A 26,296-nucleotide genomic window follows, 5' to 3' on the forward strand; every position below is an offset into this window, starting at 1 on the left:
ACTCGACTCTTGCTTTTTTTGCACTGGATAACGCCTTTCTAACTCTTAACAATGCTCATAGGTCAGAAAATTCGTACACAAAACTCAGCATTTAGCTTAAAAAATGCGCGATTTTATCTTCAATACCCTGTTAGCGTAAAAAAGTCTTGCGTCTAAAATTCGTTCACAAAGTTATCCACAGGAGGCTTGCAACCTTATCTGGCGCTTTTTTTGCCCGAAAATAGAGCTAAATAGCCTTTTTACGGACGAAGTTGCTTCTGTAAACCCATTAAAAAGTTTCTTAGAATCTGGTCTTTACATTCACAGTAGTGGCGGTTGCCTGGCTTACGAAAAAAAGAGCTTAATTCATGCTTACTCAGGTTGAATTCGGCCTGTTGCATAATCGTCAAAATATCATCTGCCTGTAGGTTTAAGGCGATGCGCAACTTCATGAAGATTGCATTATTGGTTAACCGCTTTTCAGGCTCAGGCTGCTGACCTTCACGCTTGCCACGCTTAACATTGATCAAACCATTTAAGAATGTGGCCATTTCGATATCTAGCATCTCTACATAGCCGGCACTGTCTTCTTTTTTAAGCCAAGCATTCACCTGCTCTTGAGTTGCCGAAGCCTCAGCGCTGGAAAAAATGTCAACGATCTCCAGTTCCTTCAGATCAAGGGTATAACGAAGGCGGCGTAAAATGTCATTGTTATTCAAAATGCTTTCCTAAGGTTTGAGTGTCATGACTCGTAGGGGAGAGCTCATGACAAAGAGCGCGCAACTTTAACAGAATTACGACCAGATCCCCATGAATCATTACTAATAATTAAAGATTTACCGTTTAGGAAGCTTTCAAATAGCGACTTTTATTGTCAATACGCATTTATTTTTCTATTTTAGGCGTGTTTTTTATGTTTTTTTGCATTGATTGAGTGCGAAACGTACTTTATGTTTAATTTTGGTGCAAAAACCTTTAGTCTACCGCACAAATTGTTACACGAAATTTAGGATGCACTTTATGGACTCAATTATTAACTTTCTCAATAACATTTTCTGGGGCTATATCCTGATTTATGGACTACTCGCTGTCGGGATTTACTTCACCGTTAGATTGGGTTTTCTACAAATTAGACACTTCCCCGAATTTTTCCGTTCTGTGCTAAAAGCGCCTAGCAAAGATCGCGGCGGTATCTCCCCCTTCCAAGCATTATGTACCAGCCTAGCTTCTCGTATCGGTACTGGTAACCTAGCAGGTGTCGCGGTTGCTATTACCTTAGGTGGCCCAGGTGCTATTTTTTGGATGTGGATGGTCGCGCTTGTCGGCATGGCAACCGCCTATGCAGAAAGCACTTTGGCACAGCTGTTTAAAACGCGTGACGAAAACGGTCAATTGCGTGGTGGTCCAGCCTTTTATATGTCTAAAGGTTTAAACGCCCCATGGGCAGGTGCTATTTTCGCGGTCTCTCTGATCATCGCCTTTGGTCTAGTGTTTAATGCAGTACAAGCTAACTCCATCGCCGGTGCGATGGAAGGTGCTTTTGACCTTCCGCCTATCGGCGTTGGTGTCGTGGTAGCCATTCTGGCAGGTGTAGTGATCTTTGGGGGCATTCGTACTATAGCGCGCGTAGCCGAGTTCGTTGTGCCGATTATGGCAGGCTTGTACCTTTTGGTAGCCCTTTACGTGATTGCCACCAACATCTCTGAAGTACCACACATTTTGGGACTGATCGTAAAAAGCGCTTTCGGTTTCGAAGAAGCAGTTGGCGGGATTGCGGGGGCAATGCTTAACGGTATTAAACGTGGTCTGTTCTCCAACGAAGCGGGTATGGGTTCTGCACCAAATATTGCGGCGGCGGCAACACCGAATCCTCATCACCCTTCATCACAGGGCTTAGTACAAGGTTTGGGAGTCTTTATTGATACCATCTTAGTTTGTACGGCGACGGCTATTTTAATCCTTATGTCTGGCGTTTTAGAAGGTGGTTCAACGCTGACGGGCGTACCGCTAACTCAAGCCGCCATGGGTGTGCATATCGGTTCGATTGGTACTTACTTCATCGCCATCGCGATCTTCTTCTTTGCCTTTACTTCTATTATTGGTAACTACTCCTACGCAGAAAACGCCGTGGTATTCCTAAAAGGCGGCAAAACTGGCATTTTTGTCTTACGTGTTGCGGGACTACTAATGGTGGTATGGGGTGCTTACGAAAGCGTTGCAACGGTTTTCAACCTTGCAGATGCTGCCATGGGCTTGATGGCAACCGTCAACCTAGTAGCAATAATGTTGCTCTCTGGTTTGGTGATTAAGCTAACGAAAGACTACTTCCAACAACGTAAAACAACTGACTCGCCTATCTTTGATCCAAAAGATTACCCAGAAGTGGCAGATAAAATTGATTTAAACATTTGGGATGAAAATAAGAAGTAAGCGTTAACTAAGCAACTCTTATCAATATCAAGGCCCCTTTGCTCTAAGAGTAAAGGGGCCTTTTTGCTTAACGCTTTTTAGGCTGACGCCCGTGATAAATAGCGAAACCTTGATCACGTAGCAAACGGGTATGGGAACCCAATGCGGCATCGAGTAACGGTGGGTAGCGCAGGAAATCATTCGCCACGACAAACAACTCACCATTTAAGGTTAGGTGCTGCTTTACCGTCATAAAGAAGCTTTCTGCGATACTGTAATCGGTATTAATACCTGTATGGAAAGGCGGGTTAGTAATCACATAGTTAAAGCGGCCTTTGATACCAGACAGTCCATTAGAAGCCACCAAGCTAAGCTGCTGGCTGGCGTCATTGGCAGCAAAGGTGAGTTCCGTTGCTTTTAGCGCCAATGCACTGTCATCCAAGGCCGTCACCTTGGCCCCTGTATGCTTATAAAGCCATAGGGCAATCACCCCATCACCACAGCCGAAGTCTAAAAGACGTGCATTGGCAACGTCACTCATGAAGCGGTGTTGTTCTAGCTGCTTGAGCAAAAGCGCCGTGCCACGATCTAATTTGCCGTGTCCAAAGACCCCTGGCAGGCTACACAAGGTTAGCTTTTGCCCAGCTATTTCAATTTCCCATGTGGTTAGCCAGTCTTCGAACACAAAGGCTTTCGCAGTTTGTTGCTTATAGCCTGTGTACAGCAAGCAATGCTTGGCACCATCTACTTTACCCACGTCTTCTAAGCCTTGAGAGAGACGCTTCATGGAGGATTTAACACCACTTTTGTTATCACCCACTAGCCAGACTTGGCCGCCAACTTTCAATAGCGGCAGAACCGACGCAATAAGGTAGTCTAACAAGTCTTTCGCTTTCGGTTGGTAAATCACAATATGATCAAAATCACTGGCAAGTGCCGCATCCCACTGGGCTGAAAACACCAGTTTTTCTTCGTTGAAACCAACTCTTAGCAATTGATCACAAAGGGTTTTAGACTGACTCCAGACATAAACATCTTGTAAACCAGATAAGGTTTGAGGGTAGCTATCCTCAGGATTAGCAAACAATATTTTGCCCGCTAACGCGTCTTCATTACGCGCCAACAACTGACTCGTTGAGTTAAGATTCATAGGTTATAGATAACTCTTTAATTGATAAAGTAGATACAGGTGCTAATAACGTATTCAAGCGCTCTGTACAAAGTTCGGGCTGTACTCTTGGATAACGAGGTCTCTGCCTATCGTTTAATAAGGGTCCATTCCAACCAAGGGTTAATGACAGAAAGTCTTGAGCAAAATCTTCCCCATGCTCTAAACAACCCGATAAGATGACATCCACATAGCTCAAGGCGATAGGACAGGTCTGATTAGGCGTAATCACTTCTTCTGTGTGATAAACCCAGTAGGTGCCTTCAGGTAGTTTATCACCATGATAAGGGCTAAGGTGCGAAGCTTTGATCTGGCTTCTTTGGTAGCCGCGCTCTCGCTCATCGAATAAAGCGAGCTGATCTTCTGGAACTTCTACTAGTACACCATTACAAGCTTGACCTTCGGCCCGTAGCACCGCCACAGAGCTCATACCAAACTCTAATGACATGATCGACCAATGGCGCTGAAAACCTGACAGTTTCACAGGCCAAACAGACCCAGTTTCACCTGTTTTAGCGCGACTTTCTCCATTGATAAGGCTGCCATAGCCAAGGATAAAGTGCCGTTCTCTGTCTTGCATATCCAGCTCCTAAGCTACAGATGAAAAAGAGGTGCATGATAACGTGCGAAAAATGCCAGTACCAGCTTTGTGAAGTTTATCCCCCTCGGCACACAAATGAAGAAGCCGCACGAAGATCCCCTTGCTGATAATGTGCATAACTCGGATAAGGACATAAAGGTCGTGAAAGACCAATCATACTAGGGGTGATTTCTGGGTTGGAGCGGCGAGTGTAGGCTGTAATCGTTCCGGCAGGTTGCTGTTGTTCGACCCATTGCACCAAGGGACCTAAGCTATTAAAGCTATCTACGGATGAACCGCCCTGACCATGAGGCATACCAGGAATTCGATAAAACTGTACAAAGTCCGACGCTCGCCCTTGATGATAAAAATCTAGGAAATCATACCAGCGAACGGTTTCCTTGACCGAAAAAACTGGATCACTATTACCATGGAAAAGAATCATCTTCCCCCCCGCTTTTTTGAACTCATCTAAGCGCGGCCGCTGCACATCGGGCGGATTCAATAGAGCTAATGAAGACGCCGTAAAAGGTTTTTGTTGTTGGGTGAGTCTGCCCACATCTTTATCAAAATCAAAATTTAATAAGAAGGTGGTTAGAGAGTAGGCGGTGCCTTTCACATCATAAGGTGGTGTCATATAAATGTTGGCTAAAGCCGAGGCGGTTAAAACATGATGAACGGCTTGGTAATCCCAAAAAGCGACATCACTTCTCAATCGCCATTGGCGCCAGTTTTTAGAACGAACACCCGTATCAAACAACCAACTAGAATACAGGGCAATGCCGTTACTGTTATGAGGGCCTCTATGCATATTAATCAACGCCGCAAGTGTTTCTGTCGCTATGCAATCTCTGTCAAACTTGCCGTGACATACCAGTTCAGTCGGCTTGAACACGCTCTGACATGCGTCAATCGCAAACACCATATTATCACGAATGCCATCCAATCCGTCGCATTGGGAAATGATACCTTGAGCTAATAATGCTAGATCCTTTGAGTTCGCCTGTTGGTGAATGTCCTTACTTAAACGATGTAGGATTTGTACATCCCAAGGCGCTTGTAGCGCAGCTCTGGGCTGATTCAACCCCGGCGCACCCACCAGTAAACCATCAAACATGGTTGGGTACCGCGTGGCGGCCACCATGGCTAACCTGCCGCCGTTACCTTCCCCTATACCGTAGGCATAACGAATAGACGTTTGATAATAGCGCTCGACTATTTGCTTGGCTAAGGGGGCTAATTTTTCAACGCTTAAATAGGCATAATCAAGGCGGGCTTGAGGGTCATGACCAAACAACGAGCTGCCTACCAAACCTTCATTTAAGTTGGCACTGGCATCATGGCCACCGTTACTTGATAGCACTGCAAAGCCTTGATTGATGGCATATTGGCTGACCTTCAAGCCTGTAATACCACCCAATGCAGGTTTCACATAGCCGTCATTGCCTTCGTTGAATTGATACGCAAAACGGCCTTGCCAATTGTCGGGCATGCGGATTTCAAAATGAGTTGCGTAAGATTTACCATCTATGCCTTGTCGTGGCTCTAAAACCCCTCTCACAGCACAAAAAGCACCCTTAACCTCTTTGTTGACGGTGCGCACAGCATTCGTGATTTTGATACCTTGAGGGCTTTCATCTAGCATGTCTTGGCAATTCAAGGGGGCAGCAAAGCTCCCTGAAGCCCCGGCTAAAGAGACAAAAGCAGTCATGAGATAGGGAGCAAAAAGCTTGTTCACCAACAGCATCCTTACGGGTTTTTACAATAATCTAAGGTTATCCAATAAACACCTAAGTGAGGTACTCAAAATAACCAATATTGGCCGAAATAGAAAGTTAGGGGAAATGACAAAGCGAAATAAAAAAGAATGCCCACCTCAAAGTCCTAGAGGAGATTCTCATCACTGTGGGGATTTGCGATAATGCCGTTTCGTTTTTTACCCAGCCTAAGAGCTTCATTATGTTTTTGAACAACAAATCACTTTTCTTCAAGCTGCTCGGCTGTGCCTTATTGCCCATCATTACTTTATTGGTGGTGCTAAGCTTACAGAAAAAGCCTGTTTTTGAGCCTGTTTCTGGCCCCGCTTACCCTTGGAAAAGCGAACAATGGACGCTTATCAACTATTTCGCCGAATGGTGTAAGCCCTGTTTAGAAGAGTTACCCGAGCTCAACCATCTTGCTAATGCAGGCGAATTACGGGTTTTTGGTATCAGTTACGATAGCCTTTCTGATGAAGAAATTAAGGGACTAATTTCCCGCTACAAGATTAAATTTCCCGTATTGAAAACTACCTCCCTAGAAAATCTACCGGTGAAAATTCCAGCGGTATTGCCAACGACTTACCTGCTTTCCCCAAGCGGAGAAATAGTCGACGTGTTGCATGGAAAAGTGACGTTAGAGGGCATTGATGCTCTACTCACTAAACACGGCGCAAAAAAAAGCTGAGGGTTACTCAGCTTTTCTTGGGTCAATAATATCAAATTTGAAAGTCTGTGATGTCCCGTCATCGTATTTCAGGGTGATATCGGCTTTCTCACCGTGTTTCACGCGCTTTTTCAGACCAATTAACATTACATGATAGCCATTTGGCGCAAAACGCACTGACTCACCAGCGTCCACATCCACATACTTTTCATGACGCATGATCATGCGATCACCATCCATTTTATGGCTATGTAATTCAGCAAACTCTGCGACGTCTGTCGCCGCGCCAACAATGCGGACATCCTCTTTTGACGTATTCTCAACCAACATATACGCAGCGGTGTTATCACTACCTGGTACATTTGCTCGAACATTTGTCCGGCTAATCTCTAATTGTGCAGCAAACGCCAAAGGGCAAGCTACCATCAAAATGCTCGAGATAATCTTTTTCATGTTAATACCCCTTAAATACCACTGTGTCGACGAGTGACTAAACACTCAGAACCCGACTTAATGCTGGTTAGCGTAGCATTTTTAGTTAAACGTTCTTTATGGCGTAAGAAGAAACTATCGTCGCTTAATTTGCCGACGTATTCCCACTTTTTAAAGACTTGCTCTCGCACAGCAATGCAAGTCTCAGGCAAAGCAAAAACTTCTTGATAAGACACTTCACACTCGCCATTGACCATAGGTGACGCATTGAAAACGACCTGTGCATCCTGATCGTTATAAGAAATCACTCCAATCACTGTGAACGGATATTTATCCGCATGATGCTTAGGTTGATCGACATGTAGTCGATGAGAGTTTTTACCGATTAACTCATCTGCTATCGACAACAATGGTAATTTACATTGCTGAATGTCATGTTCCTCAACAATAATGGACATCGATGTCTCGGCTTGCGCCTGTAGAGATAAGAAAATACTTGGAGCAATGATCACAGTAGACAGTATGTGACGAACAATATTATTCATAACACGTCCTTTCATTTACGCAGTACAAGGAAGGCTTATTTAAGAAGCCGTCGTTTCCATGTTTTGCAATTGCTGAATGCGAGCGGCAAGCTCATTTGGCGTAGTGCTGTGACTCATGGTAGTGAACAATTTACCGTTTTTATCAATCATGTAGAAACGAGAAGAATGGTCCACAGTGTAACCAAGCGCAGAACCTTCAAGGTCCGTTAGCTCGAAAAACACACCATAATCTGAGGTAACTTTATCGATTTCTTCACGAGTGCCTGTCAAAGCAAGCAAGTCATTATCGTAGTAATCACCAAAGTCATATAGATCTTCAAGGGAATCCCTTTCTGGGTCCACACTGATAAACAAGAACTGTACATCATCCCTTTCTTTATCAGAAAGCTGCTTGTAAGCCGCCTGCACCACACCAATAGATGCAGGGCAAGCTTCAGTACAGCTTAGAAAGCCAAAGTAAACAACGCCGACTTTGCCTTTAATATCTTCTAAAGAGAATGATCCTTGCTTAGTTTGCAAGGTGAAGGGGCCACCCAATTCACTGATTGGCTTATATTTCTCGCCAAGAGGACGGGTAGTGGTGGTTACGTAGAAAGCGATAATAAAGATAGACATTAAAATCGCAACAATGACGGAACCTTTTACAACTTTAGATTCATTCATTTTTATACCGCTATTGATACCGGTTGCACAGATGAAACAACTTCCACCTGTCCATTATCAACATAATCAACCGAAATTAAGACACTGAACACAGTGATCATAACAATGGAGAAAACAAATAGTTTGCGCCCCCATACTTTTTCGTCTTGCGCCTTGGAACCCACTTTAACGAGGTAAATCCAATAGATGCTCATCAGACTAATCACTAAAGCATAAAGGTTGCCTACAAAGCCTCGCTCAACGAGCAATAAAGCGGCCACAGCAAACGCTGCGATGTAGACAAACATATGATAACGGGCAGTCTGCACACCATATTTCACAGGCAATACAGGGATATCCGCCGCTTTATAATCGTCAAAACGACAAATGGCAATCGCATAAGAGTGAGGTATCTGCCAAAAACAGAATGTCAGCAACAAAATGGCGGCACCAACATCAAAGCCATTACTGACAGCAACGTAGCCCATCACTGGAGGACAAGCACCCGATAAACTACCGACAAGCGTACCGTAAACAGAATTACGCTTATATTTCAGCGTATAGAAGCCAACGTATACCAAGATACCAATGACACCGAATAATACCGTGTACACCGTGGTGTAGAGATACAACAAAATGAAACCGATGGCACCTAGTACAACAGACAAGGTTAATGCGGAGCTAACACTAATGCGACCTTGAGCCAAAGCACGATTTTTTGTGCGGCTCATTTTCAAATCAATATCGCGATCAACGTAATTATTAATAATGCATCCGCAAGCAACAATACATGTTGTTCCGATCAGCACTATTAGCAATACAAACCAATCAATATTGCCTTTAGCAGCAAGGAAAAAGCCGCTTGCAGCGGCTATAAGATTTCCGAAGATAATGCCTGGCTTGGTCAGCGAAACATAGTCTTTAAACATAATTTTCTCGACTAGGTTAGTGACCCATCAGCATATTATGATTCAAGTGTTCGAATATCCACATAGAACCAACAATGACGAAAAGTAAAATAAATAGCGCATAAACAGCCGAGACAGTTAACCACGTTTGCTTAGAGGATCCGTTCATATGGAGGAAGAAAACCATTTGTACAAGAACCTGAGCAATCGCCGCCGCAACAATTGTTACAACGACAAAGGTGTCACTGCCAGTACCCGTCATCACCAAGTAGAAAGGGATAACCGTTAGTACGATAGATAGAATAAGACCCGTAACGTATTCTTTAACGCTACCGTGGGCTTGTCCGCCAGGACCAGTTTTTGTTGATGACATTACATAGCTCCTCTTAAATAAACAAAGCTAAATACACAAATCCAAATAATGTCTAGGAAATGCCAGAACAAACTTAAGCAAGCTAAACGAATCTTGTTTTCGTTACTAAAGCCATCTCGGTTAAAGTGAATGAACAAGAAGAACATCCAGATTAGACCTGCGGTTACGTGCAAACCGTGCGTCGCTACCAAGCTGTAGAAAGAAGTCCAGTAACCACTAGTCTGAGGTGTCGCACCTTCATGGCTGAAATGTACGAATTCGTAGATTTCCATACCAAGGAAGCCAAGGCCTAAGATGGCAGTAATGATTAGCCAAAACTTAGTTTTCGCCATATTTTCAACATTAGCGCCCAACATTGCCATACCGAAAGTGAAACTACTCAACAACAGTAGGGCGGTCTCAACGGCAACAAAGCTCAAGTCGAACAATTCACCAGGCATAATACCGTTTGCAAAGCTTTGTCCCATTACGGCGTACGTTGCAAACAAAGTACTAAATAATAGACAGTCACTGATTATGTATAGCCAGAAGCCAAATACATAGCGATCAGCTGCTTCCGCCTCATGGTGGTGGTGATCATCATGGTCATGAATATCATGATCGTTAGTTAATGCAGTCATAAATATCTTCCAAAATTTAAGGTCAAGTTATAGCGCCAGCTGTATGGCGCTATAACTACGGTTCATTGATTACTTAGCAACAACCGTGCTGTCATTTTGATCTGTTGGCTTCCACTTTTTGTAGTATTTAGCATTCTTCTCAAAGTAGTAGCTACGACCCGCATTACTCTTCAAGAATTCGCCTTCAATACCTTCAACTTCTGGCACTTCAACGTAGTAATCTTTATCACGTTCGAAGTTAAGTTTTACCCAACAAGCGAAAATCGCCACTACTGATGCAATAACCATCCACCAAATGTGCCATACAAAACCGAATCCCATAGGCAATGTTAACAAACCTAGTACTGGACCTGCCCAAGTATTCTTCGGCATGTGAATGCGGCTGTACTTTTCAGGACGTTTGTATGCGATCCCTTCTTGTTTCATATCTAACAATGGATCACGGTCTTTGATGTAAGGAACATCACCGAAGTTGTAGAACTGTGGTGGTGACGTTGTGTACCACTCAAGAGTGTGTCCATCCCATGGGTCACCGGTAACGTCCTTGTATTGAGGATCATTACGCTTGTATAGACTCCAAGCAATATTGAAAACTTGAGTACCGATACCACCGGCAATCATAGCGACACCGATCAGAGCGATGTACATACTCATTTGCCACTCAGGGTTGTCAATGTACTGCAAACGACGAGTCATACCGTCGAAACCTGTGTAGTACAGTGGTACCCATGCAAAGAAGTAACCGAAGAACCAAAGAGCAACAGACCACTTACCTAACGTTTCGTTCAGTTTCACACCGGTTGCTTTAGGGAACCAATAAGTGAAACCAGCGAAGTAACCGTATACCGCACCGCCAATAATTACGTTATGGAAGTGAGCAGGAACGAACATACTGTTATGCAGAACAAAGTCGTTTGCAGGGATAGAAAGCATTACCCCTGTCATACCCCCCACCGTGAAGGTGATTAGCATGGCAATTACCCACCACATAGAAGCGGTAAGTTCTACACGACCTTTATACATAGTAAAGATCCAGTTGTAGAGTTTAACGCCCGTCGGTATACCAATGATCATTGTCATGATACCGAAGAAAGCGTTAACACTTGCGCCTGAACCCATTGTAAAGAAGTGATGCAACCATACTAGGAAAGACAGAAGCATGATGGCAATAGTCGCCCAAATAAGGGAAACATAACCAAATAAACGTTTTCTTGAGAAGGTCGCCGTCACTTCGGAAATCATACCGAAAGCTGGCAATACCAAGAAGTATACTTCAGGGTGACCCCAAGCCCAGATCAAGTTCACCCACATCATTTGGTTGCCACCATTATGATTGGTAAAGAAGTTGAAATCTAAGTAACGGTCTAGAGTTAACTGAGCAATAGCAACCGTTAGGATTGGGAAGATCACAAGTGCGATAACATTGGCACAGAAAGTTGTCCATGTGAACACAGGCATTTTCATCATAGTCATGCCAGGTGCGCGCATTTTCAAAATAGTCGCAACAAAGTTAACCGCGGTTAGTGTTGTACCGATACCAGAGATCTGTAATGCCCAGATCCAATAATCGACCCCGACCCCGGGACTGTATTCAATGCCCGATAGAGGTGTGTAAGCCAACCAACCAACAGCCGCAAACTCACCGACAAACAAAGAGATGTTTACCAGCAGGGCGCCTACTAGGAACAAGTAGAAACTCAACGAGTTCAAGAATGGGTAAGCAACGTCACGAGCACCAATCTGCAACGGCATGATGACGTTCATGATACCGATCATCAGTGGTGTTGCAACGAAGAAGATCATGATGACACCGTGTGCGGTGAAGATCTGGTCGTAATGCTCAGGAGGAAGATAACCTTGACCGAAAGTATCTGAGGTCGATAATGCCTGATGCGTCCGCATCATAATGGCATCAGAGAAGCCTCGTACTAACATCACCAAGGCAACGATACAGTACATAATACCGATTTTCTTATGGTCTACAGAGGTAAACCATTCTTCCCATAGATAGCCCCACAATTTTTTGTAGGTAACGAATGCCACCAACATTAAACCGCCAAGAATAGCAGCAAACATAACCGGGGCAACAACAGGGTCATGGAAGGGGATGACACCCCAGTGCAACTTACCAGTCAGCACATGAGGATCTTTAATTAGATCAGTTTGAACCATTTTGGGCTCCAATGAAAGACTCAATAATATTCTTAAACTGCAGAGGATTTATAGATGAGAAATACTCCACTTTATGATCACGTGTCTTTTCAATTAAGCGATCATATTCAGCATCAGTTAGTACTTTGCCAGACGCTTTAACGCCTTCAACCCACTTATCGAAGTCTTCGTCAGACGTCACTTTAGCCTTAAAGCGCATACCAGCAAAACCAAAGCCGCTGTAGTTTGCTGATATACCGCGGTACTCACCGATCTCGTTACCCATTAGGTTCATACGGTTTTCCATGCCTGCCATTGCGTAGATCTGGCCGCCTAGTTTCGGTATGAAGAATGAGTTCATTGTGGATTGAGAGGTGACCAAGAATTCAACAGGTCTATCAACAGGGAAGGCGACTTCGTTAACGGTCGCAATTTTTTCTTCAGGGAACAAGAAAAGCCATTTCCAATCCATCGCAACCACTTGAATAGTCAGTGGTTTCTTGTCGGACACAAGCTCTTTTCTAGGGTCAAGAGAGTAAGAGGTAAAGTAGGTAATAGTGGCTAGAACCACGATGATAACTACTGGTACACCCCAAGCAAAAAATTCTATTTTGCTAGAATGTTCCCACTCTGGATCATAAGACTCATCGGACTTACTTGCATGGTATTTATAGGGAATCCAAATAGACATTAAAATAGTTGGTATAACTACAATAAGCATTAATCCCATAGTAAGTAGAATAGTGTCACCAATTTGTTTACCTGTGACACCACTAGAATCGAACAAGGCTAAATCACAACCGCTGAGCAGCAGTGCAAGTGAAAGTAGCATGGTTGATTGGAACAGTTTTTTCTTCATCTGTAACCTCAGAATGTCCTAGAGCAAGTATTGCAAGTGGACTAGGCGCTTAATGTAAACTCATAGAATTCATAAACATAAAACCAAAGTTATGAAAACTAAGTTAAATGCTTAATAAAGTTAGATCATGAGCATCTTATAGATACCACCCAATACCCACATACTGAATGTGTCATTAGGTTAAGCCAGACAATTATATTTTTGCACTAGGGCTTTTACAATAGTCAAGGCGCATAAATCCCCCCCAGTGGCTTGTTTACACAATTCACTCGTTGAATAGTACGCTTGGCTTAGTAATTTAGATCATTATTTTTCGGGTGAATGGTACACTACGTGCCCCTAAAAAACTATCGAAAGGCCGACCGATTGCTCGCCAATTGTGCTTAGAACCACTACTTTTTTGATATAAGTCATTTAATTAGATACGTTTACAATTGTCCAAAAAACACTTCTACCCAAGGTATTTAAGGCCAAGTTGTAGACAGTAAAGATTCGCCAAAATAGGGATGAAGTAGTCTTCTTTTTACCACAATCAAACCCTTATACATTCTCTTTTAACCAATCATGCATCTGCTGAATACACTGCTCCATCGCCGCTTCATGAGTACCACTGAAGCCCAATATAAAACCTTGGCGTATAGCGCTTTGCTCACTATAGTGCGTTGATAAACACGACAGTTTTAAGCCAGCTTTTCGCAACACCTTCGCCATGGATTGGTCTAAAGGTTCACGTGTTTTCGTACAGTAAGCGTCCTTAAATTCCACCAAGACATGCATACCTGAACGAGGCTTTCGCCATTCAAACCACTTACTTAGATGGGATTTTAGCAAAGCCAACAACTTTTCCCGTTTAAAACGATAATGTCGACGCATGCGATTTATGTGACGATCAAAGTTCCCTTGCAACATGAAGTCGGCCACCGCAGGTTGAATCGGCAAGGACGCCGATGAGCCCAAAGTATGCTGACTTTTCTGTAACCGGTCTATTTGCGACATAGGGGCAACGATGAAGCCCAGCCTCAATCCTCGGAATAGCACTTTAGAAAAGCTTCCCACAAAAAACACCCGCTCTTTTGCAGTGTCATCCAATTGTGCCATTTGCATAAAAGGCACTTCATTGCGTCCCTGATAGACAAACTCATTGTCATAATCATCTTCTACCAACCACCAACTCGCTTCAGGTTGTTTTAGTTTTTGTAACCAAGCTAAGCGACGCTGCGAACTCATGCTAGTGCCCAAGGGGTATTGATTGTTAGGGGTCATTACCCCGACATTAAAAGCATCTTGCTTGCTTGGTAAAGTCGGTCCATGGTCATCAATCTCTAAAGTACGAGGAGAATCAAATTGTTCAAACACCTTACGGATAGGCGGATACGTCGGTGATTCCAACCACCAAGAAACCTGACTTCTACGAGATTGAGACAAACCACTGAACAGATGCTGCAGCAAAATCAAAGAGTCACGATTGCCTGCCGTGATCACTACCTGCTCAGGGGCGCATTCTAAACCCCGAACACGATACAAATAATCCACTAAGGCTTCTTTCAGTGGAGGGTAACCTGTTGCGTAGCCTCCTTGTAAGACTGCAATATCAGGCTTCAACCAGCTACGACGCATACTGGCTGCCCATTCCTTATTCGGAAACACCGAAACGTCCACTCCAGCATCGAAAGACAACATGGCTTGACTAGGATACGCTTTGATTGGCGAAGTTCTTGGGTTATTAGAAGACGCCTTGCGAGGACTCGACACAAGCAAAGAAGATACAAATACTCCCCGTTTGGGCTCGCTGATTAATAACCCTTCACTGATCAACTGATCATAAACCCGAGTGGTGGTACTGCGGGAAACGCCTAGAGATTCTGCTAACAAACGACTTGAAGGCAATTTATCTCCCTGTGACAACCGCCCCGTCTCAACACCTTGCTGTATTTGGCTAATCAACTGCTGATAGTAGGGTGGGCCTTGCTCATCAAGAAAAAAAGTTAAACTGCTAGTCGCATACTTCATATCTGGCCTGCTATTTAATATAAAATCTGGCTATTTTTTAGGAATCCAGAAGTAGTTAATCTCTTTTATATCCCTAGCTGATGATAAAGACAACAAGGAGATCACCTTCATGAGCGACTCACTGGAAACACCGCTTAGCAAAGTTAAAAGAGGCCCTAATCGGGCGCAATACGACAAAGCCACAGCTTTCGAAATTATGGACGCCTCGCTCATGTGCCACATCGGCCAAACGAAAAATGGTCAGGTCTTCGTCACCCCAACCTGCCACTGGCGTGATGGCGACTACTTTTACTGGCACGCACACTCTAAAGCTCGCAATGTAAAAGGCCCCATTGATGAGCCTGAAAAAGTCTGTATCAACATCAGCCTACTAGATGGCTTAGTGATGGCACGCTCTGCTATGCACCACTCGGTTAACTATCGCTCCGTGACACTGTTTGGCGTGCCTGAGTTGATAGAAGATAAAACAGAAAAAGTGCGTCAGTTTAAGATTTTCTTAGAGAAAGTCAGTCCCGGTCGTTGGGAGTCTCTAAGACCGATCAGCGACAGCGAAATTAAAGCCACAGGTTTGGTGCGTATTAAGATTGAGGAAGCCTCGATTAAATTACGTGCCGAGCCACCGGTTGACGACCCTGCCGACAACGACTGGCCAGTATGGGCTGGGGTGATACCCTTGAACAGATCCTGGGGAGCAGGCGAAACAGATCCAATTCAAAACCAAACCTACCCTAAGGCCAGTAGTCCAGAAGCGTTTTAGCTTAATTGAATGCAAAAAAGGGGAAACAGGTAGGCACTGGAGTGCCTACCTTAAAAAATATTGGTCGCTTAAGATTTGTTTACTAAATAGTGGGCAAGCTTTTGCACTGAGGGACCAAATAAAAAAGCAATGAACGCAGCGGCAGGCCATGCCAAACACCAAGCCGCCATCCAAGCTGTCAGAAAATTATCCGCCAAACCAATGTTGATAAACGTAATCCATCCAGACATCAAAAAAGATAAAACACAGGACATTAACACCGCAAAATACAAACGAAACTTCATTTAAACTTCCTCAGCCAGCTCAAGCACAGCATAATAGCAAACTCATTGCCTGACGACTCATTGTAGGCGTCACTTGCGCAATATAACCTTGATCCTACACCACACTTCAAAATGAAAGGACAAATATGGAACATTTACTTTGGTGGCAATATGCCGCAATCGGTCTAATTTTTATTTGGAGCGGTTTTGTCCGCAGTGGTTTAGGTTTCGGTGGCGCGGTATTAGCATTACCATTTTTACTTTTGGTAGAAAACAACCCTCTGATTTTCTTACCAATTATCTCAATTCACCTACTGGTATTCTCCAGCTGGATCGCTTGGCGCGGCGCCAAAGACGCAAAAGCTAAAGCGGCGCAACCCGCGTTAACAAAAGACCAAGACACGCCAACACCCACCAGCAACATCGACTGGCAATATCTCAAAAAAGCGCTGCGCATCATGATCATCCCTAAACTGATCGGCGTATTCGGCTTATTAACCTTGCCTCAAGATATTGTCACAGGGGTAATCTTTATTATCGTCTCGGTATTTGCCGTGTCGTATATCATCAACAAACCTTTTTATAGCAATAACAAGATTCTCGACACCGTTTTTCTCATGCTAGGTGGCTATGTAAGTGGTACCTCTTTAATTGGCGCCCCTTTAATTGTTTCCGTCTTTGCCACCAAGGTTTCTCGTTATCAGCTTAGAGACACCCTATTCGTACTCTGGTTTATCCTAGTACTTATTAAAATGTCGTCTTTTTTAATTGCCGGCGTCGACCTACAACTCATCCACCAGCTTTGGTTATTACCTTGTGCCTTGATTGGTCATGTCTTTGGACAGAAATTCTACAATCGCATCCAACAGACGGAAAGCTCAGTCTTCTTCCGCTACATAGGCATTGCCTTACTGATCGTCTGTGCTTTTGGCTTGTACTCCACCATCATGCATTGAACCATCATTATGTTAGGTTGAAGGGTATAACAAGATCCATATTTCGCTACGGCGCTAAAGCGAGAACATCCGCTCAACATGGATCTTGTTATCTCAGCGACAACTTAAACTTTCCCGAAGGCCTTTGTTACTCGAGCCATAAAAGACACCTAGCACAAGAATAAACTCATCCGGCGGAGCAAAGACTCACTTCGAATGGACGTTCTCGCTTTAGCGCCGAAATGAGAAGAGAGTCTTTGAGACGCATCTACTGCAAGACTACACTCAGTGCTAAAATGAGAAGTGAGTCGTTGTAGAGCGCTTTATCAAATACTCAAACAACTTAGTGAGTGAGCTGATCCACCAGATAAACAATGGACTGATACTCAATACCACTATGCTGGCTTAAGCCAATCTCACAGGTTCGGCTGTTCGAATACCCAGCCTCGCAACCATCGACTGCTTTCGCCAAAGACTTCAAAGCACTGGCATTCAACTCAGGAGTCGAAAACCCCTTATCGCCAGCAAACCCACAACAAGTAATGTCCGCAGGTAATACCACCTCGTCTGCCAACTGCTCAGCAAGGGAAACAAAATCGTTCGCTAAACCCATACGGGTCGTACTACAAGTCACATGAACCGCGATTTTCGAACGTTTTTGGCTAATTTTTAGCTTAGGCATCAAGAATTCACCCACAAACGACACCTGTTCGTATAGTTCTAAACAAGGGTCTAAAGTTTCTTTCATGCGTAACAAGCACGGGCTAGTATCACAGACTATTGGATAACGGCCATTCTCACTAGCTTCTAACAAGCGCGCATTAAGCTCATTGGCTTTTTGCCCTGCCACAGCAAACTGCCCCTTACTTTGAAATGCTAAACCACAACAACTGCTTTCGACATCGCTAGGCATGACAACTTTATAACCCGACTTTTCGAGTAGGCTTAGCATCACTTCCATAACCGAACGTTTGTCCGAAGCATCAGGAGAACTGCCCATGACCCGTGTGGCACAACTTGGTAAATACACCACAGTTGGCTGATGCACACCAAGGTCTTTCAGCTTAGACGCTTTAGAGCGTATAGACTTCATGGAAGGAGAGGAAGATGGCATTTCTGGATGCCAGACCGGAACAGCACCACCAGATGCTTTATTTGCCACCTTGGTAATTAGCTGCATGCCATGATTGCCGATGACGCCTTTCACACCTTGACCCGTCGCCAGGCCAATTCGCGCTCCAGAGGTCACACTATCAAAATGATCGCCTAACCAATGCCCAACTCGGCTATCAGGGTGTCGATCATGGCGTAACTCACGCGTTAAATCGCCAGTGTTAATGCCAACAGGACATTGCATGGAGCACAAACCACAACCTGCACAAGTATCAATACCTTGATGATCATAGTCGGCTTTCAATTCTTCTAAGCGTTCAGGTTGATCTCCTGAGGCTTGTAAACGTTGGATTTCTCGCCATAACACAATGCGTTGACGCGGAGTCAGGGTAAGAGACTTTGATGGACAAGAGGATTCACAAAAGCCACACTCAATACAAGTGTCTACCTTATCATTCGCTTTAGGAAGCGGCTTAAGATTCTCCACATGCAAATTGGCATTGTGAGTCAGAATCACATCAGGGTTCAACAGGCCTTCAGGGTCGAAAGCGCGTTTGATTTCCCACATCAGTTCGTAGGCTTCTTGGCCCCATTCTAGCGCTACATAAGGGGCCATATTACGGCCAGTGCCATGCTCGGCCTTCAATGAGCCTTGATACTTCACTGCAACCAGTTGCGCCACTTCATCCATGAGTTTTTCGTATCGAGATACCTCTGCCGGGTCATCAAACCCCTGAGTGAATACAAAATGTAGATTACCTTCTAGGGCATGGCCAAATAAGATGGCTTCATCGTAGCCATGCTTTTGGAAAACCCCTTGCAGTTCCAATACCCCTTCCGCCAGTTGCTCAACAGGGAAGGCCACATCTTCAATAATGACCGTGGTACCAACTGGTCGAACGGCACCTACCGCAGGAAATAGCCCTTTGCGTATCTTCCAATAGGAGTCGTAAACCACTTTATCTTGGGTGAATTCGATCTCGGTTAGGGCCGCAAGTCCATCCAACGCCTTGGAAACCTGCTGTAAATTCTCTTCCAGTTCCGCGCTATCACTGGCACGCACATCCACCAGCAAGCCTGCTGCTTGCGCCCCTAAGCTCGATAAAACGTCTGGCATACCCGGCTTACCTTCCACCGCACGTAAGCCTGCTCTGTCAATTAACTCAACAGCGGAAACAGGGGCACTCTTTAATGCCGTGACCGCACGACAGGTGGCTTCCATATCTTCGAAGAAGATCATAGCCGCCGCTTTAATCGGGTGGTCGATGACTGTTTGGTAGGTAACTTCACTAAGAAAACCTAACGTTCCTTCTGAGCCTATCATCAGGTGTAACAGCACATCAAAGGGGTCTTTATAGTCTACTAGGCTATTTAAACTGTACCCTGTGGTGTTTTTAAGACGATATTTGTGTCTTATTTTTTGTGATAGCTCTGGATTATCTTGGGTCTTTTCTGCCAATACTTTCAGTACTTCCAACAAGCCCTTATGACTTTTCGCAAAGGCTGCTCGACTGGCTTCGTCGGCGGTATCCAGCACGGTACCGTCTACCATAATGATGCGCGCACTTTGCACCGTGTTGTAGCTGTTCTGTGCAGTACCACAACACATTCCGCTGGCATTATTCGCCGCAATACCACCAATCATGCAAGCGTTAATAGAAGCGGGATCTGGGCCTATCTTTCTTTGATAACCCGCCAACAATTGGTTCGCTCTAGCGCCAATGATGCCAGGCTGCAAGGAGATGATTCGACCCTGTTGCTTGATACGATGCGCTTTCCAGTTATCGGACAACTGGATCAAAATAGAGTCGGTGACTGCTTGACCAGATAGGCTAGTGCCTGCGGCGCGAAAGGTCACCGGCACCCCATGCTGTCGAGCTTCATGAAGGACTAAACGAACTTCTTCTTCATTATCAACACGTACCACAAGTTGGGGAATCAAGCGGTAAAAACTGGCATCTGTACCATAGGCAAGCGTTCTTAGTGGGTCTCTTATTAACCGATTTTCATCAATTTTAACGCTAAGAGCTCGATGGATGTCATCATATTGAGCACCAAGGGCAGTAGAAGAAGTCATATAAAGTCCTGCTGTAAGCCGTTTATCAAGGGCTCTGATAAGGCTTATCTTGTTATTTTTGCTGGAATAAAACTTTTTGCTAGACAAGTTTAAAGCATCGGCACTATATTGGTCATACCAATTTACCTAGCAAATACATACGCACAATAAGAAGCTATCATTTTTTTGTCAACTAATACTTTAGTGGTTATTTCGACGATTTTAGCGACTTTTCAATTGGTTTTACCAATTATACACTTATCAACAGGCAGGTTTAGCCACGCTATTTATACCAAGGGTTCGTGACATGGCACATTCTTATCAGCGCATTAAACAGCCAAAAATCTCTGACATCATAGTACAAGAACTGGAAAATATGATTTTAGAAGGTAGCTTCACAGCAGGGCAGAAATTACCACCTGAACGCGAGTTAGCGGCTCGCTTTGAAGTATCTCGCCCCTCCCTAAGAGAAGCCATTCAGAAGCTCGTTGCTCGCGGTGTATTGATCAGTCGTCATGGTGGTGGAACCTATGTGTGTGAGCAGCTTGGTCAGTCGTTTATGGACCCGCTACAAGACTTACTTTGTGCCCATGACGAGTTTCTTTACGATCAACTCGAGTTCCGCGATGCTCTAGAAAGTCTTGCCGCCTACTATGCCGCCTTGCGCAGCACGGACGCAGATAAAACGAAATTAACAGAGTGTTTTGAGCAGCTATTGGCCGCGAACAAAGCTCAAGACTTTAAGTTAGAAGCAAAACTGGACGCTGAGTTTCACATGGTGGTTGCCGCCGCGGCACATAATGTGGTTCTGCAACATACCTTAAGGGGGCTGCATGCCGTGTTGGCTCAGAGCATCACAGTTAACCTGAAAAACTTATTTGAGAAGAAAGCCGCACGGCACAAAGTGATGGAGCAACATGAAAGGCTTTATTATGCCATTATGAATGGGCAAGCCGATGAAGCGAGAGATGCCAGCCATGATCACCTGGTGTTCGTGGAAGAGAACCTACTAAAAATGCGCCAAGAAGAAACTCGAATTGAGCGCTCCTTACGCCGCCATGCCTCCCATGAATAGAGGGTTGCGCTCTATTCAAACCATACCTTAGTTCGCATATTTCTTTGATAACACCAGTAAAGCGTAATGCCTCGAGCAAGAAACAACACCGCCTGACTCAACCATAAGCCATGATTCCCCAAACCTTGACTCAAAAACCAAACAGGGAAAAACACCCCTAGAACACAGATGACCATAGTATTTTGCATAGTTCTAACGCTGGTAGTGCCAATAAACACCCCATCGAGCATATAGGACCAAATACCCAGTAAGGGAAAAGCAATTAACCAAGGTAAATAATTTTGGGCTTCTTCCCGAACGCTCTCGACATTGGTTAAGAGGTGAATAATTTGCTCGCCAAACAACCAGAAGACTAACATTAGTACGAATGCTGCCAGTAACGCCCAAAAAGTAGACAAGCGGATGATCTTTTGGAAATACCGCTGATCTTTACGACCATAAGCCTCGCCGCATAAGGCTTCCACTGAAAACGCAAAGCCATCAAGACCATTTGAAATAATCATCAAAAAGGTTAGCAGTACCGCATTTGCGGCGAGAATCGCATCGCCTTGTCGCGCCCCTTGAGCGGTAAAGAATAACATCACCAGCAGCAGCAAAATGGTTCGCACAAAAAGGTAGCGATTAACTTGTACCAAAGCCACATATTCACGCCATTTGAATAATGCAGACACGGGTAAATGGCCGGCAAAGCCGCGTAGTTTACCCCAAGCTAAAACGCCTGCCACGATAACACCAAGATAATTTGCCAATACCGTTGCCCATGCAACGCCATCACTGGCCATACCAAGCCCATAGACAGCGACATAATCCAGCACCATATTCGCTAGATTTATAACCAGCAGCATCCACAAAGGGCCTTTCGAATATTGCACACCAAAGAACCAGCCCATTAGGGCATAGCCCGCTAATACCGCTGGAGCACTGAAAATACGCGCTTCACAATAAAGCCGAGCCCAAGGTTCAACCTCGGCACTGGGAGCCATGAGCATTATGGCTAACTCGATGATGGGCGCTCGAAATAGAATCAGCAGCAAACCAATTAACACACCAAGCAAGACAGACTGGAGCAATAATTCACGAACTCTTCGCTCATTTCCTTGCCCTAAAGCTTGCGCTGTCAGGCCAGTTGAGCCCATGCGCAAAAAGCCAAACGCCCAGAATAAAAAACTGAAAATGCTCGCACCAATGGCGACCGCCGCTAAATGGAGTGCCGTCCCTAGATGTCCCACTACAGCCGTGTCTACCAAGCCTAAAAGTGGTGTGGTGACATTGGATAACATAGGCGGCCACGCCATTTTCCAGATTTTATTGTGTTCGTTCTTATCTCGTTGGAAAGAACGCTTTAAAGCTTGATAAAAAGTCTGCAAAAATAAAACCCTAATACACGGTTCATAGAATCATTTGTGGATAAACAGTTCGCAAGAACCAATCGAAATAGAATGTGGATAGTATCTACAGTTATACACAAAAAATGGTTAATTTAGGAAGAAACTTAATAACTTCTGATGCAAAATTGTCTTTTTCTTACTTCATGCCGTTTCGGATAGATATCCACAAAAGTCGGTATTTACTTTACGGTTCCTTAATTCCAATAAAAGCTTGGATAACTAGCGCTTTTTTCCACAATGTGACGCACATCCACAGGGAACTTTGCTAGAATCCATTTTATTTAAAGCGTGGAGAACTCCCATGAATAAGAAGTTAAAACCTTTTATTGAAGGCTTAGCCGTAGGGTGTGTGTTTATCAGTATAACCATGCTCTTTCAAATTCCTCTTTATATGAGTTTCATTATCGGAGCTTTAGCTGCGTTGGGCGGCTACCGTAACTCAATTAAAATGGATCATGAAAAGGACGCCAAAAGAAATGGTCCTAAAGAGCAAGACAGTCAGTAAATGATGAGTATTAAGCCGCCTCAGTTCGGAGAAGGTGATGGTACGCTACAAGCGGTAGGCGGCCTTGAAGGTTTACGCACGCTAGTCGAAACCTTCTACAGACGAATGGAAAACACGCCAGACTACCGCCCATTGTTTGAGATGCACCCCAGCAATATTGCCCAGAGTATCGATAAACTCGTGGCCTTTTTGTCCGGCTGGATGGGAGGAGAGCGTTTGTATGCCAAACAATATGGTCAAATTCATCTACCTCAAGCCCATGCTCACCTTAGTGTCACGGAAAAAGAAAAAGCAATGTGGCTCAACTGCATGAGAGATGCCCTAAATGAACTCGGCTACCCTGCGGATTTAAAAGACTACTTGTTAACTCAGCTACACTTTCCCGCTGAGCGTATTCGCCAAGTCAGCGCTGTCCGACACGGACTTTCCTAATCTAATCTAACCTCACTTCATTTCTTAAGGATATTTCCATGGGCGTAAAAAGTGCTTATTTACTCACTTTGTTAGCGGCAATTTGGGGGGCGTCTTTTCTCTTTATGCGAATTGGCGCGCCATCATTAGGCGGTATTTGGCTTATTGAAGGTCGTGTGGGTTTTGCTGCTTTGTTCCTTTTCTTTGTCGCGTTGGTTTTAAAAAAGAAAATTAATTTTAAAGAACACGGCAAACATTATGCTGTCGTAGGCATTTTAAGTGCGGCCATTCCTTTTCTTTGTTACGGCTACGCGGCGCAATATTTAACAGCGTCACTTATGTCAGTGATAAATGCTTTAACGCCTATTTTCGGCACGGCTATAAGCGCACTGTATTTTCGAACGAGGCTGGAATCAGGGAAAGTGCTTGGTTTATGTCTCGGGTTATTAGGCGTCGCGGTTATTGTTGGGCTCGACCCTGAGCTATTCGAAGGCAACAATCTATTCGCTGTGCTGGTCGTACTCTGTGCGCCAATTTGCTATGGAATAGTGGGCACTTACACACAAACAGCGAAAAAGGTGGATTCAATTGCAAACGCCTACGGTTCGATGTTTATGGCAACCTTATTTATTACGCCACTTTTATTCTTTATTCCGCCCAACGCTGTCGCTGATATTGATTGGGTTGTTATCACTTCTGTCTTAGCGCTAGGTGTTATATGTACAGGGGTCGCTTTTCTGATTTTCTTTAAATTATTAAACGATATCGGCATGCCATCCACCTTAACAGTGACCTTTTTAATCCCTATTTTTGGGGTGTTATGGGGCGTGATTTTCTTGGATGAAATAGTAGGATGGCACACCTTAATTGGCGCTATTTTAGTAATAGCGGGGACGATTAAAACCACAGGCTTCACGCTAAAAACTGTTATAAAACCGACGCTTTAATTAAAGTAGGTTTTATAACGGTTACTCCGCAACCACTTCTTTAATAACTCTAATACCAAGCCGCTTAGCCAGTCGGGCTAAGTTGGCTCTGTCCATAGACAGATGTTCTGCCGCTTTAGTCCAATTACCGTTCGTTTTATCCAAAGCAGATCGAATCAGCTTACGCTGATAAGCGTCTGTTTCTAAACGAAAATCGATGGATTTTTCCGTTTCACAAGCTTCTTTCACCACATTGCTCGTTTTATTTTGTACCCTTTCCTTTGTATCTTGATTTATTTGTAACCCAGTGAGATGACTTGGCGAAATAACCGTAATGCCAATTGGTGTGTCAGCCTTGGCAAACAAGGCAGCACGAGAGATGACGTGCTCTAATTCACGCACATTTCCCGGCCAACGATACGCTTCTAACAATTCAATTGCAGAACGAGATAAGGTTAGCTGCTGTAACCCCAACTTGCGGCGGAATCGCTCGGCGAAGAACCCTGCCAATAGAGGCACATCTCCCTGTCGATGGCGTAACGCGGGGACTTGGATAGGAAACACACTGAGGCGATGAAATAAGTCAGCACGGAAACGATGCTCTTTGACTTCGGTTTCCAAAAGACGATTGGTCGCGGCAATGATTCTGACATCGATTTTGCGAGCCTGATCTTTACCAACCACTTGAATTTCTTGGTTTTGAATGGCTCTTAGTAAGGTACCTTGTACTTCTAAAGGCAATTCACCGATCTCATCTAGGAATAAGGTTCCACCATCGGCGAGCGCAAATTTTCCCTGCCGGTCACGGTCCGCACCAGTGAAAGCGCCTTTTATATGACCAAATAACTCGCTTTCAATTAAATGATGAGGGATGGCAGCACAGTTCACGTACACCATAGGAGAGGCGGAGCGTAATGATGTTTGATGTAGCCTACGTGCTACGAGTTCCTTCCCGACCCCCGTTTCCCCTTCAATCAGAATGGCGAAATCAGAAGGTGCCACCAGCTTAATCGCTTGATCTAACGCTTTCATAACGTCACTTTGGCCTATCATTTCGCCGCCATCTTTCACTTGGGCTTGTTCATTCATAGCTTGAAGAACGTGTTGCGCGCGCTGTGTTTTGTTTTCTAATTGTTCCATCAGAATGGCGGTATTTAGGGTCATCGCAGACATGGCGCCAATGATTTCTAATGCTCTTGAATCGATATCATCGAATACACCTGGAATAATGCTGTCTAGCGTCACCGCACCTATCAGTTTGCCTTCCAAATGCAATGGAACACCCATACATGAGTGGACTTTTAAATCATCATCATGACCAGCGATCATGCCGTCATACGGGTCGGGGAATTCTGAGTCAGCGGGAAATCGCACTGGATAATGACTGCTACAAATTTCCTGAAGTCGAGGATGTTCTTCAATGACAAAGCGTCTTCCCATCAGGTCATCGGTCAAACCACGCTGGGCAATCGGTGTTAGCACATCATTATTGTTTACCAACAGAGCAACGGCATCACAATTTATGGTGGCGCGCACGGCATACACTAATTGTTCAAAACGATTCGGTTGCGTCACGGCACTGGCAAGGTCAAGTGCAAAGCTGAGTAGGGCGTTATTCGAGATCTGATTCATAGTGGTTAACTCATCGAGCATATTATATCTATGTCATATTGACTCAAATATAACATATAGACTTATTTTTAGTGAGTCTTATTGACTCAATTAATCACAAAACAAACTTAACCTTATGTTTTTATTAGTTATTTT

At 44.4% G+C, this 26,296-nt stretch carries 25 protein-coding genes; 8 read left to right on the forward strand and 17 right to left on the reverse strand.

Annotated elements, in window-relative coordinates; genetic code table 11:
- Window positions 1-239: 239 nt before the first annotated feature.
- Window positions 240-698, reverse strand: coding sequence for a DUF1456 family protein (locus ABJF92_RS03600; RefSeq protein WP_446814480.1), 459 nt, complete (start codon window positions 696-698; stop codon window positions 240-242).
- A 301-nt stretch (window positions 699-999) separates the two neighbouring features.
- Between ABJF92_RS03600 and ABJF92_RS03605 the strand changes: the two genes are divergently transcribed.
- Entirely contained in the window at window positions 1,000-2,409 is a 1,410-nt protein-coding gene (locus ABJF92_RS03605; RefSeq protein ID WP_446814481.1) for an alanine/glycine:cation symporter family protein, read from the forward strand.
- Window positions 2,410-2,476: 67 nt separating this feature from the next.
- Here ABJF92_RS03605 and ABJF92_RS03610 read toward each other — a convergent pair whose 3' ends face one another.
- The 3 genes from ABJF92_RS03610 to ABJF92_RS03620 all read right to left on the reverse strand — a co-directional run bounded on the left by ABJF92_RS03610 (window position 2,477) and on the right by ABJF92_RS03620 (window position 5,874).
- Window positions 2,477-3,538, reverse strand: a complete 1,062-nt coding sequence (locus tag ABJF92_RS03610) for a methyltransferase (protein WP_446814482.1) — start codon at window positions 3,536-3,538, stop codon at window positions 2,477-2,479.
- Window positions 3,528-4,136 (reverse strand): gamma-glutamylcyclotransferase family protein, encoded by a 609-nt coding sequence (locus ABJF92_RS03615; protein ID WP_446814483.1) that lies wholly within the window; start codon window positions 4,134-4,136, stop codon window positions 3,528-3,530. Before ABJF92_RS03615 ends, ABJF92_RS03610 begins: the two co-directional genes overlap by 11 nt.
- A 76-nt stretch (window positions 4,137-4,212) precedes the next feature.
- Complete coding sequence (locus ABJF92_RS03620) at window positions 4,213-5,874, reverse strand: tannase/feruloyl esterase family alpha/beta hydrolase (RefSeq protein WP_446814484.1); 1,662 nt, start codon at window positions 5,872-5,874, stop codon at window positions 4,213-4,215.
- A gap of 221 nt (window positions 5,875-6,095) precedes the next feature.
- On the opposite strand from ABJF92_RS03620, the gene ABJF92_RS03625 reads away from it, so the two are divergent.
- Complete coding sequence (locus ABJF92_RS03625) at window positions 6,096-6,581, forward strand: TlpA family protein disulfide reductase (protein ID WP_446814485.1); 486 nt, start codon at window positions 6,096-6,098, stop codon at window positions 6,579-6,581.
- A 3-nt stretch (window positions 6,582-6,584) separates the two neighbouring features.
- On the opposite strand, the gene ABJF92_RS03630 is transcribed toward ABJF92_RS03625, so the two are convergent.
- The 9 genes from ABJF92_RS03630 to pdxR form a co-directional block, all read right to left on the reverse strand.
- Window positions 6,585-7,013 carry a copper chaperone PCu(A)C gene (locus ABJF92_RS03630; RefSeq protein WP_446814486.1) on the reverse strand — a complete coding sequence of 143 codons (429 nt, stop codon included), beginning with the start codon at window positions 7,011-7,013 and terminating at the stop codon, window positions 6,585-6,587.
- Window positions 7,014-7,024: 11 nt separating this feature from the next.
- On the reverse strand, window positions 7,025-7,537 hold the full coding sequence (locus tag ABJF92_RS03635; RefSeq protein ID WP_446814487.1) for a hypothetical protein: 513 nt from the start codon (window positions 7,535-7,537) through the stop codon (window positions 7,025-7,027).
- A gap of 39 nt (window positions 7,538-7,576) precedes the next feature.
- Window positions 7,577-8,200: an SCO family protein gene (locus ABJF92_RS03640; RefSeq protein ID WP_446814488.1), complete on the reverse strand. Its 624-nt coding sequence runs from the start codon at window positions 8,198-8,200 to the stop codon at window positions 7,577-7,579.
- A 2-nt stretch (window positions 8,201-8,202) separates the two neighbouring features.
- On the reverse strand, window positions 8,203-9,108 hold the full coding sequence (gene cyoE / locus ABJF92_RS03645) for a heme o synthase (RefSeq protein WP_446814489.1): 906 nt from the start codon (window positions 9,106-9,108) through the stop codon (window positions 8,203-8,205).
- A gap of 16 nt (window positions 9,109-9,124) precedes the next feature.
- Window positions 9,125-9,460 carry a cytochrome o ubiquinol oxidase subunit IV gene (cyoD, locus tag ABJF92_RS03650; protein WP_445976499.1) on the reverse strand — a complete coding sequence of 112 codons (336 nt, stop codon included), beginning with the start codon at window positions 9,458-9,460 and terminating at the stop codon, window positions 9,125-9,127.
- Window positions 9,460-10,080, reverse strand: coding sequence for a cytochrome o ubiquinol oxidase subunit III (cyoC, locus tag ABJF92_RS03655; RefSeq protein WP_446814490.1), 621 nt, complete (start codon window positions 10,078-10,080; stop codon window positions 9,460-9,462). The genes cyoD and cyoC overlap by 1 nt, the downstream gene beginning before the upstream one ends.
- A gap of 69 nt (window positions 10,081-10,149) precedes the next feature.
- The gene (locus ABJF92_RS03660) at window positions 10,150-12,252 is read right to left on the reverse strand and encodes a cbb3-type cytochrome c oxidase subunit I (RefSeq protein WP_446814491.1); all 2,103 of its coding nucleotides are present in this window, start codon (window positions 12,250-12,252) and stop codon (window positions 10,150-10,152) included.
- On the reverse strand, window positions 12,239-13,090 hold the full coding sequence (cyoA, locus tag ABJF92_RS03665) for a ubiquinol oxidase subunit II (RefSeq protein ID WP_446814492.1): 852 nt from the start codon (window positions 13,088-13,090) through the stop codon (window positions 12,239-12,241). The genes ABJF92_RS03660 and cyoA overlap by 14 nt, the downstream gene beginning before the upstream one ends.
- A gap of 540 nt (window positions 13,091-13,630) precedes the next feature.
- On the reverse strand, window positions 13,631-15,100 hold the full coding sequence (gene pdxR, locus ABJF92_RS03670; RefSeq protein WP_446814493.1) for a MocR-like pyridoxine biosynthesis transcription factor PdxR: 1,470 nt from the start codon (window positions 15,098-15,100) through the stop codon (window positions 13,631-13,633).
- Window positions 15,101-15,209: 109 nt separating this feature from the next.
- Between pdxR and ABJF92_RS03675 the strand changes: the two genes are divergently transcribed.
- Window positions 15,210-15,857 carry a pyridoxamine 5'-phosphate oxidase family protein gene (locus tag ABJF92_RS03675; RefSeq protein WP_446814494.1) on the forward strand — a complete coding sequence of 216 codons (648 nt, stop codon included), beginning with the start codon at window positions 15,210-15,212 and terminating at the stop codon, window positions 15,855-15,857.
- A gap of 68 nt (window positions 15,858-15,925) precedes the next feature.
- Here the strand turns inward: ABJF92_RS03675 and ABJF92_RS03680 are convergent, their stop codons facing one another.
- Window positions 15,926-16,141, reverse strand: a complete 216-nt coding sequence (locus ABJF92_RS03680) for a DUF2798 domain-containing protein (RefSeq protein WP_446814495.1) — start codon at window positions 16,139-16,141, stop codon at window positions 15,926-15,928.
- 125 nt (window positions 16,142-16,266) lie between these two features.
- Here ABJF92_RS03680 and ABJF92_RS03685 point away from each other — a divergent pair, with 125 nt between their 5' ends.
- Entirely contained in the window at window positions 16,267-17,076 is an 810-nt protein-coding gene (locus tag ABJF92_RS03685) for a TSUP family transporter (protein ID WP_446814496.1), read from the forward strand.
- A gap of 322 nt (window positions 17,077-17,398) precedes the next feature.
- Here ABJF92_RS03685 and ABJF92_RS03690 read toward each other — a convergent pair whose 3' ends face one another.
- Window positions 17,399-20,245 (reverse strand): FAD-binding and (Fe-S)-binding domain-containing protein, encoded by a 2,847-nt coding sequence (locus ABJF92_RS03690; protein WP_446814497.1) that lies wholly within the window; start codon window positions 20,243-20,245, stop codon window positions 17,399-17,401.
- Window positions 20,246-20,531: 286 nt separating this feature from the next.
- On the opposite strand from ABJF92_RS03690, the gene ABJF92_RS03695 reads away from it, so the two are divergent.
- Window positions 20,532-21,299 (forward strand): GntR family transcriptional regulator, encoded by a 768-nt coding sequence (locus ABJF92_RS03695; RefSeq protein ID WP_446814498.1) that lies wholly within the window; start codon window positions 20,532-20,534, stop codon window positions 21,297-21,299.
- An 11-nt stretch (window positions 21,300-21,310) separates the two neighbouring features.
- On the opposite strand, the gene ABJF92_RS03700 is transcribed toward ABJF92_RS03695, so the two are convergent.
- Entirely contained in the window at window positions 21,311-22,594 is a 1,284-nt protein-coding gene (locus ABJF92_RS03700) for an MATE family efflux transporter (RefSeq protein ID WP_446814681.1), read from the reverse strand.
- A 394-nt stretch (window positions 22,595-22,988) separates the two neighbouring features.
- Here ABJF92_RS03700 and ABJF92_RS03705 point away from each other — a divergent pair, with 394 nt between their 5' ends.
- The 3 genes from ABJF92_RS03705 to ABJF92_RS03715 are packed head-to-tail and all read left to right on the forward strand — an operon-like array spanning window position 22,989 to window position 24,550.
- Window positions 22,989-23,192: a hypothetical protein gene (locus ABJF92_RS03705; RefSeq protein WP_446814499.1), complete on the forward strand. Its 204-nt coding sequence runs from the start codon at window positions 22,989-22,991 to the stop codon at window positions 23,190-23,192.
- A complete protein-coding gene (locus ABJF92_RS03710) occupies window positions 23,193-23,624 on the forward strand; it encodes a group II truncated hemoglobin (RefSeq protein WP_446814500.1) in 432 nt (143 codons plus the stop codon).
- A 38-nt stretch (window positions 23,625-23,662) separates the two neighbouring features.
- Window positions 23,663-24,550 carry a DMT family transporter gene (locus ABJF92_RS03715; RefSeq protein WP_446814501.1) on the forward strand — a complete coding sequence of 296 codons (888 nt, stop codon included), beginning with the start codon at window positions 23,663-23,665 and terminating at the stop codon, window positions 24,548-24,550.
- A gap of 21 nt (window positions 24,551-24,571) precedes the next feature.
- Here ABJF92_RS03715 and norR read toward each other — a convergent pair whose 3' ends face one another.
- A complete protein-coding gene (gene norR / locus ABJF92_RS03720; RefSeq protein ID WP_446814502.1) occupies window positions 24,572-26,182 on the reverse strand; it encodes a nitric oxide reductase transcriptional regulator NorR in 1,611 nt (536 codons plus the stop codon).
- Window positions 26,183-26,296: the final 114 nt, after the last annotated feature.

Origin of the sequence: Marinomonas sp., from assembly GCF_039940335.1 — a bacterium.
Lineage (GTDB): Bacteria > Pseudomonadota > Gammaproteobacteria > Pseudomonadales > Marinomonadaceae > Marinomonas.

Excerpts from the sequence above, each read along its gene's own strand:
- ABJF92_RS03640 (WP_446814488.1), bottom strand. The coding sequence starts at position 8,200 with ATGAATGAATCTAAAGTTGTAAAAGGTTCCGTCATTGTTGCGATTTTA.
- ABJF92_RS03610 (WP_446814482.1), bottom strand. The coding sequence starts at position 3,538 with ATGAATCTTAACTCAACGAGTCAGTTGTTGGCGCGTAATGAAGACGCG.
- cyoA (WP_446814492.1), bottom strand. The coding sequence starts at position 13,090 with ATGAAGAAAAAACTGTTCCAATCAACCATGCTACTTTCACTTGCACTG.
- ABJF92_RS03615 (WP_446814483.1), bottom strand. The coding sequence starts at position 4,136 with ATGCAAGACAGAGAACGGCACTTTATCCTTGGCTATGGCAGCCTTATC.
- ABJF92_RS03715 (WP_446814501.1), top strand. The coding sequence starts at position 23,663 with ATGGGCGTAAAAAGTGCTTATTTACTCACTTTGTTAGCGGCAATTTGG.
- ABJF92_RS03605 (WP_446814481.1), top strand. The coding sequence starts at position 1,000 with ATGGACTCAATTATTAACTTTCTCAATAACATTTTCTGGGGCTATATC.
- ABJF92_RS03700 (WP_446814681.1), bottom strand. The coding sequence starts at position 22,594 with ATGGCGTGGCCGCCTATGTTATCCAATGTCACCACACCACTTTTAGGC.
- ABJF92_RS03710 (WP_446814500.1), top strand. The coding sequence starts at position 23,193 with ATGATGAGTATTAAGCCGCCTCAGTTCGGAGAAGGTGATGGTACGCTA.
- ABJF92_RS03705 (WP_446814499.1), top strand. The coding sequence starts at position 22,989 with ATGAATAAGAAGTTAAAACCTTTTATTGAAGGCTTAGCCGTAGGGTGT.
- ABJF92_RS03660 (WP_446814491.1), bottom strand. The coding sequence starts at position 12,252 with ATGGTTCAAACTGATCTAATTAAAGATCCTCATGTGCTGACTGGTAAG.
- ABJF92_RS03685 (WP_446814496.1), top strand. The coding sequence starts at position 16,267 with ATGGAACATTTACTTTGGTGGCAATATGCCGCAATCGGTCTAATTTTT.
- cyoD (WP_445976499.1), bottom strand. The coding sequence starts at position 9,460 with ATGTCATCAACAAAAACTGGTCCTGGCGGACAAGCCCACGGTAGCGTT.
- pdxR (WP_446814493.1), bottom strand. The coding sequence starts at position 15,100 with ATGAAGTATGCGACTAGCAGTTTAACTTTTTTTCTTGATGAGCAAGGC.
- ABJF92_RS03625 (WP_446814485.1), top strand. The coding sequence starts at position 6,096 with ATGTTTTTGAACAACAAATCACTTTTCTTCAAGCTGCTCGGCTGTGCC.
- cyoC (WP_446814490.1), bottom strand. The coding sequence starts at position 10,080 with ATGACTGCATTAACTAACGATCATGATATTCATGACCATGATGATCAC.
- ABJF92_RS03695 (WP_446814498.1), top strand. The coding sequence starts at position 20,532 with ATGGCACATTCTTATCAGCGCATTAAACAGCCAAAAATCTCTGACATC.
- ABJF92_RS03675 (WP_446814494.1), top strand. The coding sequence starts at position 15,210 with ATGAGCGACTCACTGGAAACACCGCTTAGCAAAGTTAAAAGAGGCCCT.
- ABJF92_RS03630 (WP_446814486.1), bottom strand. The coding sequence starts at position 7,013 with ATGAAAAAGATTATCTCGAGCATTTTGATGGTAGCTTGCCCTTTGGCG.
- cyoE (WP_446814489.1), bottom strand. The coding sequence starts at position 9,108 with ATGTTTAAAGACTATGTTTCGCTGACCAAGCCAGGCATTATCTTCGGA.
- ABJF92_RS03635 (WP_446814487.1), bottom strand. The coding sequence starts at position 7,537 with ATGAATAATATTGTTCGTCACATACTGTCTACTGTGATCATTGCTCCA.
- norR (WP_446814502.1), bottom strand. The coding sequence starts at position 26,182 with ATGCTCGATGAGTTAACCACTATGAATCAGATCTCGAATAACGCCCTA.
- ABJF92_RS03680 (WP_446814495.1), bottom strand. The coding sequence starts at position 16,141 with ATGAAGTTTCGTTTGTATTTTGCGGTGTTAATGTCCTGTGTTTTATCT.
- ABJF92_RS03690 (WP_446814497.1), bottom strand. The coding sequence starts at position 20,245 with ATGACTTCTTCTACTGCCCTTGGTGCTCAATATGATGACATCCATCGA.